This window comes from Cohnella xylanilytica (assembly GCF_014212175.1).
In the GTDB taxonomy this organism is placed as follows: domain Bacteria; phylum Bacillota; class Bacilli; order Paenibacillales; family Paenibacillaceae; genus Cohnella; species Cohnella xylanilytica.
Map to the genome: position 1 here is coordinate 1 of NZ_JACJVR010000175.1, position 13645 is coordinate 13645.

The 13645-nt window shown below is 59.6% G+C and carries 20 protein-coding genes; 10 read left to right on the plus strand and 10 right to left on the minus strand.

The features are described from left to right. Positions 1–477: 477 nt before the first annotated feature. Complete coding sequence (locus H7B90_RS32300) at positions 478–843, minus strand: hypothetical protein (RefSeq protein WP_185140020.1); 366 nt, start codon at positions 841–843, stop codon at positions 478–480. Between H7B90_RS32300 and H7B90_RS32305 the strand changes: the two genes are divergently transcribed. After that, complete coding sequence (locus H7B90_RS32305; protein ID WP_185140021.1) at positions 842–1666, plus strand: transposase; 825 nt, start codon at positions 842–844, stop codon at positions 1664–1666. The genes H7B90_RS32300 and H7B90_RS32305 overlap by 2 nt on opposite strands. Before the next feature lie 588 nt (positions 1667–2254). Here the strand turns inward: H7B90_RS32305 and coaD are convergent. Next, the gene (gene coaD / locus H7B90_RS32310; RefSeq protein WP_185140022.1) at positions 2255–2773 is read right to left on the minus strand and encodes a pantetheine-phosphate adenylyltransferase; all 519 of its coding nucleotides are present in this window, start codon (positions 2771–2773) and stop codon (positions 2255–2257) included. Next, positions 2770–3333: a 16S rRNA (guanine(966)-N(2))-methyltransferase RsmD gene (gene rsmD / locus H7B90_RS32315; protein WP_185140023.1), complete on the minus strand. Its 564-nt coding sequence runs from the start codon at positions 3331–3333 to the stop codon at positions 2770–2772. Before rsmD ends, coaD begins: the two co-directional genes overlap by 4 nt. A 386-nt stretch (positions 3334–3719) precedes the next feature. Between rsmD and H7B90_RS32320 the strand changes: the two genes are divergently transcribed. From H7B90_RS32320 to H7B90_RS32355, 8 genes are all read left to right on the plus strand, one after another. Beyond that, entirely contained in the window at positions 3720–3932 is a 213-nt protein-coding gene (locus H7B90_RS32320) for a hypothetical protein (protein WP_185140024.1), read from the plus strand. A gap of 79 nt (positions 3933–4011) precedes the next feature. Further along, positions 4012–4458 (plus strand): hypothetical protein, encoded by a 447-nt coding sequence (locus H7B90_RS32325; protein ID WP_185140025.1) that lies wholly within the window; start codon positions 4012–4014, stop codon positions 4456–4458. Between the two features lie 65 nt (positions 4459–4523). Next, positions 4524–4700 (plus strand): YjfB family protein, encoded by a 177-nt coding sequence (locus H7B90_RS32330; protein ID WP_185140026.1) that lies wholly within the window; start codon positions 4524–4526, stop codon positions 4698–4700. 129 nt (positions 4701–4829) lie between these two features. Continuing rightward, entirely contained in the window at positions 4830–5078 is a 249-nt protein-coding gene (locus H7B90_RS32335; RefSeq protein WP_185140027.1) for a PLDc N-terminal domain-containing protein, read from the plus strand. Positions 5079–5153: 75 nt separating this feature from the next. Continuing rightward, the gene (locus H7B90_RS32340) at positions 5154–5492 is read left to right on the plus strand and encodes a L,D-transpeptidase (RefSeq protein ID WP_185140028.1); all 339 of its coding nucleotides are present in this window, start codon (positions 5154–5156) and stop codon (positions 5490–5492) included. Positions 5493–5643: 151 nt separating this feature from the next. Next, a complete protein-coding gene (locus H7B90_RS32345; protein WP_185140029.1) occupies positions 5644–5844 on the plus strand; it encodes a hypothetical protein in 201 nt (66 codons plus the stop codon). After that, positions 5834–7093 carry a DNA polymerase IV gene (locus H7B90_RS32350; RefSeq protein ID WP_185140030.1) on the plus strand — a complete coding sequence of 420 codons (1260 nt, stop codon included), beginning with the start codon at positions 5834–5836 and terminating at the stop codon, positions 7091–7093. Before H7B90_RS32345 ends, H7B90_RS32350 begins: the two co-directional genes overlap by 11 nt. Next, on the plus strand, positions 7090–7560 hold the full coding sequence (locus tag H7B90_RS32355; RefSeq protein ID WP_185140031.1) for a YhjD family protein: 471 nt from the start codon (positions 7090–7092) through the stop codon (positions 7558–7560). The genes H7B90_RS32350 and H7B90_RS32355 overlap by 4 nt, the downstream gene beginning before the upstream one ends. Positions 7561–7659: 99 nt before the next feature. On the opposite strand, the gene H7B90_RS32360 is transcribed toward H7B90_RS32355, so the two are convergent. Continuing rightward, entirely contained in the window at positions 7660–7860 is a 201-nt protein-coding gene (locus H7B90_RS32360; RefSeq protein WP_260411381.1) for a hypothetical protein, read from the minus strand. 564 nt (positions 7861–8424) lie between these two features. Between H7B90_RS32360 and H7B90_RS32365 the strand changes: the two genes are divergently transcribed. Then, positions 8425–8619 (plus strand): hypothetical protein, encoded by a 195-nt coding sequence (locus H7B90_RS32365; protein WP_185140032.1) that lies wholly within the window; start codon positions 8425–8427, stop codon positions 8617–8619. Here H7B90_RS32365 and H7B90_RS32370 read toward each other — a convergent pair. The 6 genes from H7B90_RS32370 to H7B90_RS32395 form a co-directional block, all read right to left on the minus strand. Beyond that, on the minus strand, positions 8616–9422 hold the full coding sequence (locus H7B90_RS32370; protein ID WP_185140033.1) for a TatD family hydrolase: 807 nt from the start codon (positions 9420–9422) through the stop codon (positions 8616–8618). The two genes, H7B90_RS32365 and H7B90_RS32370, sit on opposite strands and share 4 nt — an antisense overlap. Continuing rightward, the gene (locus tag H7B90_RS32375; protein ID WP_185140034.1) at positions 9412–10206 is read right to left on the minus strand and encodes an ABC transporter ATP-binding protein; all 795 of its coding nucleotides are present in this window, start codon (positions 10204–10206) and stop codon (positions 9412–9414) included. The genes H7B90_RS32370 and H7B90_RS32375 overlap by 11 nt, the downstream gene beginning before the upstream one ends. Then, entirely contained in the window at positions 10203–10994 is a 792-nt protein-coding gene (locus tag H7B90_RS32380) for an ABC transporter permease (RefSeq protein WP_185140035.1), read from the minus strand. Before H7B90_RS32380 ends, H7B90_RS32375 begins: the two co-directional genes overlap by 4 nt. Further along, positions 10984–11289 carry a thiamine-binding protein gene (locus H7B90_RS32385; RefSeq protein WP_185140036.1) on the minus strand — a complete coding sequence of 102 codons (306 nt, stop codon included), beginning with the start codon at positions 11287–11289 and terminating at the stop codon, positions 10984–10986. The genes H7B90_RS32380 and H7B90_RS32385 overlap by 11 nt, the downstream gene beginning before the upstream one ends. Positions 11290–11361: 72 nt before the next feature. Then, the gene (locus H7B90_RS32390; protein ID WP_185140037.1) at positions 11362–12453 is read right to left on the minus strand and encodes an ABC transporter substrate-binding protein; all 1092 of its coding nucleotides are present in this window, start codon (positions 12451–12453) and stop codon (positions 11362–11364) included. 536 nt (positions 12454–12989) lie between these two features. Further along, a partial coding sequence (locus H7B90_RS32395; protein WP_185140038.1) for a hypothetical protein occupies positions 12990–13645 on the minus strand: 656 nt, incomplete at its 5' end.

Genomic DNA, 13645 nt, shown 5'->3' on the forward strand with positions numbered 1-13645 from the left:
GTTTGTCTTTTTCCGGGTCACCCCCTGAAAAGAGTGCGGTTCATTCAAATTCGTCTGATTTATGGTCTTGACATAGCACCGCTGCTCTCTTATGAGCGCTCTCCCCTTAGCTCAGTCATTCTCCCTTTTGTTCTCTATACTCGTCAATATCGCCGCTTCTGCCCTTTATCCCATCCAAGCGCTCTTCAGTTACAAGTTCCCTCGCCCAACTTCATTCTCGTCCCTTATGACCGCTCTCCCCTTAGCTCAGCCATTCTCCCTTTTGTTCCCTATACTCGCCAATATCGCCTACTCGCCAATATCGCCTCTTCTGCTCATTATTCCATCCACGCACTCAACAGTTACAAGCTCCCTCCCCCCCTTTTCGTTCCTTATGACCGCTCTCCCCTTAGCTCAGCCCGCATCCGGCCTTTCTTCGCATTTACTTCCTTATGCCTGCTTATCCCTCTAACTCATCCCTCCGTCCGTCTTCTGCCCTTATGCCGGCTCTCCCTTCAGCTCAGTCCCATCGTAGCCTCCGTTCTCTCTTCCCTGCGCGCAGTCGGGCTTCCGCATAACACTCTGCTTGTTCTCGCCGCCTATGAGGCTTATCCCGCCTGCTCCGTACACCATCAGCCGTCTTTTGTAGCGCGACTTCAATCGCATTTTAGGACCTTCCTTTTTGCCGTTCTCACGCTGGCTCCGTTTCGATTTTCTCTTCTTTAGTCGCTGCTTCCCGCCCGGCTGACGCCTCTTTTCGGCTTGACATAGGAACGTATGTTCGATATAATAGAGAAAAATAGGATTCATTACCATGCCGAAATGAGGTGGCGAATTGAAGGCGATTTCGTTGGAGGAGTTCATGGACCGTTACGGTTCCGAAGCCGATTGCGTTAAGCTTCTCTTCCAGGCTCGATGGCCGAACGGCTTCTCTTGTCCGTGCTGCGGCCATACACAAGCTTGCACCGTTACTACGCGACGCCTCCCTTTGTACGAATGCCGCCGTTGCGCGCGCCAAACCTCGCCCACCGCCGGTACGATTCTGGAGAAGACCCGTACCCCGATCGCCAAGTGGCTTTATGCCATGTACCTCGTCTCCTTGCCCGAACATGGCGTCAATGCCGTCGAACTGGCTGCCCGAATCTCCGTCGCCTACAAGACCGCTTTCGCCATGCTCCGCAAGATCCGTCTCGCCATCAGCGCCTTCACCGATGCCGAACGACTGTCCGGTCGCGTTCAGGCAGGACTTACGCCATTCCAACGCCTATACTTGACCGCCCGCGAATTGAGCGAAGAACATCCCCGCCCCGTCGTGACAAGTCTCTCCGTCGACGAACGCGGGCAGCCCCGTCAGGTTAAAATGGTGCTTCTACCGCCCAATCATTTGGAGCACCGGTGCTGGCTTCCCATCGGCCAGAGAGAGTTCCAGGATCGTTTTGTCAGCTCGGATTCGGCTTCGGTGTCCTTCGCCTTCTCCTCTCTCCTGGCTTACCGCCATTGCCAAGCGTTGATTCCGTATCACAAAGCCGCCTACCGCTGGATGAACGACACCTTCCGCGGGCTTGGAACCCGTTATTTGCAGTCGTATCTGGACGAGTTCGTTTATCGGGTGAATTGCGGTTTACGCGGACAGTCCGCCTTCGATTCCTTGGTTCGCTTGTCCGCAGGCGTCTCTCTCTCCGCCTGACGGTTACAACCCGCAAGATGCGCGGCGCATAATTTAATGCCTCGACGAATGGATAGCGGCCGCGAATCGGCTTGCCCCGACCTCATGAACACGATGCCGGAATTGCGATAGAGCTGCGGAACTGTTGGGGCTCTCCCCTTCGCCGTAAAATTCTAGGCCTGCGATCTACTCCGTCCGACACCTGAGCTAAAGGGAGAGTGACTATAAGCCGGATGAATTAGCCGTTGCCCTTCTATCGCTTATGGCGGGAAGCGGCGGCGGCTTCGTTCTCGTTCGCCAAGGGAGAAAGTTGCTGCCTGAGCTAAGGGAAGCGTGAACTAGTGAGCAGGATGCAGAGGAAATGAGCAAATGCATAAGAAATAAGCAAATGCATAGGAAAGCGCACATATTGCGTTCAAGCCGACGAAGGAAGCTTTGTTAGTTCATAACGAGGTATGAGAAGGTTTGTTATCCGTAACGACGGGAGAGATGATTCGAGGTTCGCTGAGGGCAGAGATGCTTCTGAGCTAAGGGGAGAGCGGTTATAATAGCCGCGCTTCTGAATGATTGGTTGCTGAATTGCGTAAAAAAAAGCGGCCGACGGCCGCTTTAAGATTGGGTTCCGAATTTGCGCCGGAGCGCCGCTTCGACGGCCGGGGGGACGAGGTCCTGTACTTGCCCGCCGAATTTGGCGATTTCTTTGACGATGCTGGAGCTTAAATACGAATATTTCGGATTCGTCATCATGAAGATCGTCTCGATTCCTTCGTCCAACTGACGGTTCGTCGAAGCCATCTGCAGCTCGTATTCGAAGTCGGTGACGGAACGGATTCCCCGGACGCTGACTTGGGCGTTGCGCGATCTCATGTACCGGACGAGAAGGTCGCGGAAGCTGTCAAGCTCCACGTTCGGCAAGTCTTTGGTCACTTCGCGCAGCAGCTCCACTCGTTCCTGCACCGTGAACAGCGGATTTTTGGACGTGTTGTTCAGCACGGCGACGATGAGTCTGTCGAATTGCTTCGCGGCCCGGCGGATAATGTCCAGATGGCCGAACGTCACCGGATCGAAGCTTCCGGGATATACCGCGATTCGATGTTCTCCGTCCTGCCGCGTCATCTTGGCGGTCATGGGGCTTCTCCTCCGTAGCGATAAATGGATAGGGCGGTCTCTCCGTAAGTCGCGTGCCTTCTTCTCGTATATTCGCCGAATCGCTCGCCGTAGTCGAATCCCGATTCATGCTCCACGACGGCGACGGCTCCCTCGGCCACCATCCCTCGCGAGGCCAGATCGTTCAGCAGCTCGTCGCAATCCTTCATGGCGTAGGGAGGATCGAGGAACAGCAAGTCGAAGCGAACGTCCCTTTTCTCCAGCAGCTTGATCGCCTTGCGCGCGTCGTTACGGTACACCTCGGCGCGGTCCGACAGACCGGCCGCCTCCAGGTTGCGCCGAACGACCTCCACGCTTCGCGGATTGGCATCGATAAAGATGCAGCGCCCCGCTCCGCGGCTCAGCGCTTCGATGCCGAGGCCCCCCGTGCCCGCGAACAAATCGAGCGCCGTCTCTCCGTCGAAATAAGGACCGATGATGCTGAACAACGCCTCTTTGACCTTGTCCGTCGTCGGACGGGTCGTGTTGCCGGGCACCGCCTTCAGCGGTCTCCCCTTGGCTTCTCCCGATATGACTCTCAAGTTGTCATCTCCTGAGCAAATAAACGCCGCGGCCGGACAGCCCGCAGCTTATCTTCGGTGCCTATGTTACCACAATCCGGCACGAGGCAAAAGCGGAGCCCTAACGGTCCGTCTCCGTTTTTTACGAAATTTTGTTCCGCCGAAGGGTATATTTCCCGCGTATCGGGTCACAATGATAGTACCGGCGCCTAAGAAACGCCGGGGACAACCGCGGAGAAGACTTACGTTTCCCCATAAGCTCTTCGTCCGGTTTCTCCTCTCCCATGAAGGGCCTCGTCGCGAGACGGGGCTCGACTTTTTTTGCAATATTTCTTGTTTACTTCCGTTGGGGACATACGTTATTATGATTCAGGCGGAGTTCAACCCTTGCTTTGGAGGATCGAAAAATGGATGACAACGTACTTAAACCGGGTCAAGAACTGATCGAGGACAACGACTTCGAGCTTGCCATCATCGAGAAGCCGACCGTTGTCGTCTCGCAGAACGGAATGAGGCTAAGACCGCCTTCTGTCGTATCGTCGTATAACGACTTTTCGGTGACGATGGCCGACGGAAGCGTCTTCTTGCGCAAAGTAAATAAATTCGTTACGGCCGAGTGAGATTAGCGGGTTTCCCATTGAAGAAGACTTTTTGTCTTCTTTTTTTATTTTTCTGGCCTGATCATGGAGGAATCGATCCGTGCTCGTTGCGACGCATATGATGGCAGCCTCGGCCCTGTGCGAATTCGCGCAGGCTACCCGGCTTTACAAGGAAAAACCGAAAGCGTGGAGGCCCGCGATTCTGCTGCTTGCCTTCGCCTCCCACTTCGCTCTCGATGCGATTCCGCACTATGATCTGGGGGTTCTGCCGAACGGAATTATCGGAGCATGCGTAATCGCCTTCCTTCTGTACGAGGCTCGGAAAACCGGAGACGGCCTCCTCCTCGCCGCCGCGTTTCTCGGGGCGCTGCCGGATGCGCTTTTTTTCCTGGAATGGGGGACTCCGGTCGATCGATTCCACTACTGGATTCACTTCCGAAGCGCGAATCCGCTGCCCTTCTTCCTTGTTATCCTCGAGCTCGCCGTCGTTCCGGCTCTAGCCTTCGTCTTGGCAAGGCGGAGATCGATCGTTCGGTCCGACCGTTAAAATAACGGTTCTCTCTCGATGATCGGAAGCGCGCGGCCGATAATGAAGGATGAGGGGGTGAAAGGATGGATATCGGAGCGGTATCGACGGCGTTAAGCCAATCCTCCCTGAAGCAAGCGGTCGGCATTCAAGTGCTGGCCATTGCCAAAAACCAGGCGGAGATTCAAGGCCAAATGTTCGTGCAGATGGTCGGACAAAGCCTGGATCCGAACCTCGGGAGGAACCTCGACATTAAAGTATAGGTTCCGGGGAGCATAACGCGCGATAGGGTCCCGTCCGGCGACGGGGCCCTATTCGCGTCAGCTGCCCGCAACGATTCTCCCATAATTACGTATTAACGTGTACATTCGGAATGATTGGGGGAATCTGTCTTGTCCGGTGCCGGAGCTTCGGTCTTCTCGGGAATCGTCACGGTTTTCTTGTTGATCTCGGTTGTTCTCTTCGTCCTTCACGTCGCGATCTGCGTCTGGGCGTACCGGGATTGCATCCGCAAGGGAAGAAGCCCCGAATTCGCCCTTCTCGTTCTGATCGGCCTGTTCTTCTTCCCGGTCTTGGGCCTGATCGTGTACCTGCTCATCCGCAACGACGGCGGCCGCCGCGGACCGTACAACGGGTATTAGCCCGGGTGGCGTCCCGCTCCGCGCGACATAGCATGATCGTAGTCCCTCGACGGACATCCCGAGGAGGAAGCGATCATGCCCAAATACCGGATTATTGTAGATCTCTCCGACCGCCGGCTATATTTGCTGGACGGGGACATCGTCGTGCGGGAGTTCCCCGTCGGCATCGGCAAGATGGTGACGCAGACGCCCGTCGGCGACTATACGATCATAAACAAGCAAGCGGACCCGGGAGGCCCGTTCGGCGCCTTCTGGATGGGGCTGTCCAAGCCCCATTACGGCATCCACGGAACGAACGATCCTTCTTCCATCGGCAGGCTCGTGTCGCACGGATGCATCCGGATGTACAACGAAGACGTGCTCGCGTTAGCCTCCCTGGTTCCCATTCACACCCGCGTCACGATCCGGCCGTAGGCTCGATCTCCCCCGTAATCGCCCGCTCGGTACATGCCGAGCGGGAATTTTTTTTTATTGGAATAAAATGACCCTTGATGGGGAACAATTGTTCGTATTAAGATGAGAACATAAGTTCTGTTTGTGAAACGCTGAATTGGAGGCGGAAATTATGTCCATCGAGAAATACGCCGGCAAGTCATTGGACATTATTTGCGTAGACGACGCAGGACAGCTCGCGCAGCGAAGGATGACGCCGCATTCCGCGGCCAACGGTCGTATGTCGGGAGACGGCCATTGGAGAAGGTCGCTCCGCGCGTTCAAGGTTCCGAACCTTCTCCCGAATAAGCCGGTGAACGGCTATGCCTCCTGAGCGTACGATCTTTCTTATCGACGGGCAGTCGTTCTATGCGTCGGTCGAGAAGTCCGCGTATCCCGAATACCTCGATAAGCCGGTCGCAATCGGAGACCCGGATCGCAAGTCCGGCATCATCCTCGCCGCCTGTCCGGTTGCGAAGTCGCGAGGAGTCACGACGGCGGAGCGCATATTCGAGGCGCAAGCGAAATGTCCCGACTTAATCGTCATCCGGCCGCGAATGCAACGGTACATTACGATTTCGCTTTTGATAACGAGATTATTCGAGAACTTCACCGATCTGGTCGAGCCCTACTCGATCGATGAGCAGTTCCTCGACGTGACGGGTTCGCTCTCTTTGTTCGGGTCCCCTTACGAAATCGCTCGCCAAATTCAGGCGCAAGTTCTCGCTTCAACCGGCGTTTGGTCGCGAGTAGGCATCGGATCGACGAAAATACTTGCCAAAATGGCAACCGATAACTTCGCAAAGAAGCGGCCTGACGGGATCTACAGACTGGGCCCCGAGAACATCGAAAAAGATTTATGGTCGCTGCCGGTCCACCAGATGTTTATGGTGGCCTCGAGGATGACGCGGCATTTTATACGTATGGGACTACCGACAATCGGCGATGTGGCGCGCCTGGATCTAGGCGAATTCAAGCGTCGAATGCGCCGCGAGATGGGAAAACAATCGGATATCCAGGCGGAATACTACTGGCAAACGGCACGAGGGATCGACCCCTCCCCCGTTGTTCCAAGTATTCGCGGAAAGCTGCAATCCGTAAGCCACGGAAAGGCATTGCGCAGTCATCTGTACCGGAAACTCGAGGATATCGAGGTCGTGCTCCTCGAGCTCGTCGTGGAGGTGTGCCGGAGGGCCCGGCGACACGGTTACCTCGGCCGCGTCGTATCCGTCGGCGCTGTGGAGACGGACGGGGAACGGGCCAGCCACTTCGGACGGCAAATGACGCTCCCCCATGCAACGTCCCTCACGCATGAAGTCGCCGCAGCCGCCCATAAGCTGTTCGTTGAGCATTGGCGCGGCCTTCCCGTCAGCCGGTTGTTTATTGCGCTGACCGATCTCGCGAGCGACGATGTTTATCAACTAACATTGTTTGACAATCGGCCGGCTGCTTACGCCATCGAACGGGCAACGGATTCGATTAAAGACCGGTTCGGCGACGCGGCTATTATGCGCGCTTCCTCTATGCTTGAATCGGGAGTCGCAAGGGAAAGAGCGGGACAGATTGGAGGGCATTATAAGTGACAAAACTCGACGGAAACGAAAGGTGGAAATCCAAAATGCTCCTTACGGAACATCAGGAACAATATGAGGCGCGCGATAAAAGACCGACACAGCGACAGACGGAGGAAGAACGCTTCTTAGTTCGGGACTACGTCGTTTTGCCGCATATGCTTACGATGGCCGATAACAGTCACCGCGCTATCCTCTTGACGGCCAATCCGCTCAAGTCGGTTATCGCCCTGTTTCTGCAAGCGCTAATGAATCGAATCAGCGGAGAGATGCACCACACTATTCACGAGTTTAACAAGCGCAATATCAGGGTCACCCAAGACGAACAAATCGACGATATTTATTATTATCAAGTACGCTGCCGCGGATTTGTCGAGAAAGTCGGATACACTCGCGAGGTCATGAAATCGGAAATTCGGATTAAAATGAAAAAATTTACGGACGAGATTCTAAAACCGGCTTTTGATAAAAAACAATAATGGATACTCCGTCCGAGTCTTCCGACTCGGTAAAGGAATAAAAAAAAGAGGTGGAATCTAACCGTAAATACGGTAGATCCACCTCTAAATGATTCGCGTTCACGAAGCATAGCCGTTCACCGGCTCTCGCGCGAGAATGCCCTCGGCCCGGAAGACCCGCAAGGCGTTCCTCATGTGATCGTAGGCCCGAATCCGGTCTCCGCGCACGGAATGGACGGTGATCCTCCGCTGCGTGAAGCGGCCCTTGCGATCCACGTAAATAATGTCGACTGTCAGTCCAACGTACTTCTCCATGGACATGAATCTCGCCTCCATCGTCCCGTTACAAGGAACGTTTGTTCTTATTTTAATACGAACAATTGTTCCCTTTCAATAGATAATTTATTCCTCCGCCCCGAATTCCGTTCCGTCTTCCGCAAGTCGGGTTTCGGCGGCTGGAACGATGTGTAAACAATGGATATAAAGGTCGTATCGCGCGAAGGAGGTGGCTATGATGAGAAGCGAGCGGATCCCGCTGCGGACGTATCTGATGTTCCTCATGACGGAAGTCGCGATCGCCATGAAGGAAGAAGCCGAAGCCGCCCGGAAGCGGCCGACGGCGCGCTAGGAGGCCGGACGCCGGAATCGGGCGACGGCCACGGTCGGCGGGCGACGACGGCAGCGGAGAGTTAAACGAGAAGGGAATCGGAAGGCTAAATCGAAACCGGGATACGCGAACGGCCGGCGCCCCTTCACGGGACGACGGCCGTTCGTGATTTCGCGCGCGTTCCGCGCTACAATAGAAGGCGGACGCGGGCGGCCGGGCAATCGGCCGGCATCCGGTCCGTACGGACTTCATCTTGAAACGTGCAGGAGCGATCCCCCATGAGAACAAGCGATCAGATCAAACGGAAGTACAACGAACTCGCCGCGCAGAAGAAGGCTCTGAAGGCCCGGCGAAGCGCGGCGGAGGAAGAAGGCGGCCCGGCTGCCGTCGATTCTCGGATCGAGCGGCTGGAAGAGCAGATGCTGCTGCTCGAGTGGGTGCTGAACGAGCCGCTCGGAAGCTACCACGGCTAAGACGGACCGGGCGGAGCCTCTCGCCACCCGTAAAACCGCCGGGCGTTCGCCTCGACGGCGAGCTCCGCCTCCTCTTCCGCGAGCCCCCGAAGGGCGGCGATCTCCCGCACGACGTCCCGCACCATCCCCGGCTCCGTCGGCGTTCCGGCGAACGGCCCCTCGAACGGCCAAGGCCCGTCCGTCTCGGTCATGAGCCGATCGAGCGGGTAGACGGCCGCCAGCTCGCGGATCTCGGGCTCGTACAGGACGTCCGGCGTCACGGAGATGTAGTAGCCTCCGTCGATCATCCGCCGGACGGTATCCGCCCCGCCCTTGAACCAATGGAAATGCGCGCGCCGTATCCGGCGGCGCCGTAAAATATCGATCGCCTTGTCGGCGTCCTCATAGACGGCGTGCAGGACGATCGGCCGGCCCAGCTCCGCGGCCAGCGCCGCGAAACGGTCCAGCTGCCGCAGGTAAGGCGCTTCGTCGAACGACTCCCCCTTCGCCTCGGCCTCCTTGCGCGTATAATAAGGCAGCCCGACCTCGCCGATGGCGAACGGCTCGTCCCCGCGCCCGCGAATCCAGTCGCACAGCCGGTCCAGCTCCTCCTCGCCGAGCGCGGGCTGCTCCGGGTGGTGGCCGTAAGCCGGCATCACCCGGCCCGGGTACCGCCGCGCGAGCCGCAGGTTCTCGGCGCACGAATCGGCCCCCATCGAGACGGCGACCACTCCGGCCACCCCGGAAGAGAAAGCCCTCCGAAGCAGCGAGTCCCGCTGCTCCGGAGGGTAGCCGTCGACGTGAATATGCGCGTCATAGAGCATGATCGGCTTCCGCCCCTTTCTGAAGAAGCTCCAGCACTTCCTCCTTGAGCCGGACGAATTCCGGCTCCTTCCAGACGTCGGCCCGCCGCGGGCGGGGGAACGGAATCCGGATCTCCCTCAGCACCCTCGCCGGAGCGCGCGACAGCACGTAGATGCGGTCCGACAGCGTCAGCGCCTCCTCGATGCTGTGCGTGACGAACAGCACCGAGCGGCGCTCCGCCTCCCACAGCCCGAGCAGCCACGCCTGCATCTCGGCGCGGGTGAGCGCGTCGAGCGCGGCGAACGGCTCGTCGAGGCACATGACGTCGCGCGGCATGAGCAGCGCCCGCAGGAACGACACCCGCTGCTGCATCCCGCCCGACAGGACGTGCGGATACTCCTTCGCCACGTCGCCGAGGCCGATCCGCTCCAGCCACTGCGAGGCGAGCGCCGCGGCCTCCTTCGCCCCGACGCCCGCCGTCGTCAGCGCGGAGGAGATGTTGCCCGCCACCGACATCCACGGGAACAGCGACGCCTGCTGGGGCATGTAGCTGATATGCCCCCTCTCTCCGGCGATCTCCCGGCCGGAGATCCGGATGCTGCCCTCGTCCGGGCGCTCCACGCCGCCGATAAGCCGGAACAGCGTCGACTTGCCGCTGCCCGACGGGCCGATCAGCGTGACGAACTCGCCCGCCATCACGTTAAGCGAGAGCCGGTCGAGCACGAGGCGACGACGCCTGTCGCGGACGTAGCTCATCGAGACGCCGGACACCTCCAGCTTCGCCGATCGTTCGGATTCGCTCATGCGCCTCTCCCCCCTTGCGCGGCGCCGCGGCGAGCCGGACGCCAGCGGATCGCCAGCTTCTCCAGCAGCGCGGCCAGCCCGTAGAACGCCAGCGCCAGCGCGACGATGCAGATGATGGCGGAGAACACTCCCGCCGTATCGTAGCCCTTGGACTTGAGCACGAGGTAATGGCCGATCCCGTCGCTGGCGCCGAGCCATTCGGCGACGATGACGGCCGTGACGCTGTAGGTCGCGGTCATTTTCAACCCCGTGAAGAAGGACGGCAGCGAGGCCGGCAGCTCCAGCCGCCGCAGCACCTCCCACCGGGTGGCGCCGATCATGGACAAGTATTCGCGAAGATGCGGCTCCGCCTGCCCGAGACCGGCCAGCATCGACCAAGCGACCGGGAAGAAGCAGACGAGCACGAGCAGGATCAGCTTGGGCAGAATCCCGAAGCCGAACCAGACGATCAGAAGCGGCCCGAGCGCGATCAGCGGAATGTTCTGCGTGATGATGATGAGAGGCGACAGCGCCGCGCGAACGCCGGGAATGAGGTGGAACAGCAGCGCCGCGGCCACCCCGAACGCGATGCCGAGCCCGAGGCCCTTCAAGGCGAGCCGCAGCGTGAACCAGAGCTGCCCCGACAGCCTCGGGGCGTCCTCCCACATGTTGCGGGCGATGCTCGACGGCGCGGGCAGAATCCAAGGGTCCACCTTAAACAGGGCGCAGCAGGCCTGCCACAGCAGCACGAATCCGACAAGCGTCAAGACGGGCAGGAGCGCCCGTCTCGGCCAAATATTATTGTCCATCGGGGTATTTCTGCAGCAGGCGCGCCATCGAGGCGTTCCCGCTTCCGTCGACGGACAGCTTGATCTGCGACAACACCGACGGGCTGCCGATCTCGAACATGGCCGCGTTCATCCGCTTGACGATGTCGAGCAGCTCGTCCAGATCCCCTTCCATCGTCGTCTCGAGCGGCCCTACGCGGTAAGGCACGCCGGATTCCTTGATGATCTCGATCGCCCGGTCGACGTACGGAATGATGTCGCTGTCCCCTTGCTTTAGCTTAGGCAAAATCTGAATGCTTAGCAGCGCTTGCGCCATATGAATACCTCCTGGAATCGTATCTGGCGGGCGTCCCGCGCGGATCAGGCCATGCGGTGCGCCCCGACGGATTTATTGCGGCAAAAACTCGTTCGTGAACATCGCGTCGTAATCGAGGTCCGTCTTGAGCAAGCCGTGCTCCTTCAGGAACTCGCCGTAGCCGGACCAGACCTCTTCCTTCTGCTCGCCCCAGCGCGGAGCGTCGTCCTGGTACTTGTCGGCGAGCCACTTCTGGCTGGCCTTGACGAGGTCGGCGTTCAGGTCCGGCACCGCCTTGAGCAGAATGTCCGCCGCCTCTTCCGGATGGGCGATGGCGTATTCGTAGCCTTCGGAAGCTCCCTCGACGAAGGCGCGGACGACGTCGGGCTTGTCCGAGATCATTTTCTCGCTCGTCTCGAGCACCGGCGTGTAATAATCCAGCTTCTTGTCGAAGTCCGACAGGTAGACCATGTTCAGCTTGATGCCGCGCTGCTCCGCTTCGATTCCCGTCCAGGCGTAGAAGATCCACTCGAAGTCGATGTCTCGCTTGACCGCGGTGAAAAAGTCGGCCGTGCCGGCGTTGACGAACTTCACCTTGGATACGTCCGCGCCCTGCTGCTTCATCATCGAGCCGATGACCGCTTCCTCCGCGGGGGATCCCCAGCCGCCGTACGTATGGCCTTCGAAATCCTTCGGCTCCTTGATATTCTTCTCCTCGGGAGACGCGAAGCCCGACGTATTATGCTGGATGATCGCCGCGAGCGACACGAGCGGCAGCTTCTGCTCGCGCGCCAGCGTCAGCCCTTCCTGGGCGCCGACGCCGAATTCGGCCGCGCCGCTGGCGACCATCGCGTCCGCGCCGCTCTCCGGCGGCTGGACGATGTCGACCTTGAGCCCGCGCTTCTCCCAGAAGCCTTGGGCGGCCGCGACGTACAGGCCCGTATGGTTCGTGTTCGGCGTCCAGTCGAGCACGACCTTCACCTCGCCGAGCGATTTCGGCGCTTCGGCGGACGCCGTCGCCGAGGACGTCGCCGTAGGAGCCGCCGATCCGGACGCGGACGGCGAAGCCGGGGACGACGCGCCCCCGTTCGAGCCTCCTCCGTTGCCGCCGCAGCCCGCCAGCACGAGCAGCGCCGTCAGCGCCGCGATCCCCTTGCCTTTCCATGCTTTTGTCGTCTCTCTCATGACAATCTCCCTCTCCGTATGCGAATGCGAGACTTCCCCCAACGCGACATAAAAAAAGACGCCCTCCGGATTCCGGAAGGCGTCCACGATGCACGGACGATTCTGAAGCGAGCGTTCGCTGCCGCTCGCGTCCGGCCCTGGCGCGCCGTGATAGGCGCGGCGCTCGCCGTGCGCGCGCATGGCGCGTCAAGGCGGCGATAGGTGCCGGACAACTGCCTCCGCTGGAATTATCCAGATCAGGTCTGACGGTCGAAAGCGGATTAGCTTCCCTCTCAGCCAAGTTCCCTCAGCTCCCGTGTAACGTATGCGGTTGTGATAGTCTCGCCCTTCATCATAATCGTTCGGCCCCGGTTGGTCAACACCTTCAGCCCCTTGCGGAGAGGGAACGGCCGGCAGCCGGCCGCGGCGGGCGACGCGAAGGGCCGAATGAAAGGGGCGGCGGACAGCGTAGAGAAGACGACGGTAAACGGGCAGCAGGCGCGGACAACTTGGAGGGAAGGCGGAGGCGGATGCCCCTGCCCGGAGGAGCGCGGCCCTTACGTCCGGGCCGAGGAATCCGGAGGAGACAGCGCCTTCCGCACCCGCTCCAGCGCTTCCGGATAATAGGATTCCTCGGAGTAGTGCGCCGAGAAAATCGCCTCGAACCCCCCGACGTCCGCCGGCATCCCCTCCCGGACGATCCGCTCCAGCCAAGGGAGCACCGTCGTCTCGAGCAGGCGCCGCTTCTCTACCGCGAACGCCCCCGGCGAGATGCCGCGGCCGACGAAGGACGCGAGCACCTCCAGGTAGCCGCGGACGAAGTAATCGCCGAAGTTGTAACCCGCGGGCGGATTGGCCGCATAATCGAACAGGCTCGCCCGCACGATGCCGAAGTTCGGATTGCCTTCGAGCAGCCGATACGCCCAATGGACGTGGTTGAAGCCGCTGCCGACGAACCTCCCCGGCTCTTCCAGCTTCGCCAGCGCCTCGCGGTCCAGAATGAGGGACGTGATGAAGCCAGCCTGGATGGACGCTTCCCGCAGGAACGTCTCCATCCCCTCCGTCAGCTCCATCGCGTTGTCGCCGCGCAGCACGTCGAGGAAGACGACCGAGCTCCCCTCCATCGTCCGCAGCGCGTAGATCAGCGGCTGCACCGAATCCGGACGGAAAAAGTCGTCGTCCCCGTGCAGCTTCACGTATCGCCCGCGGGCGA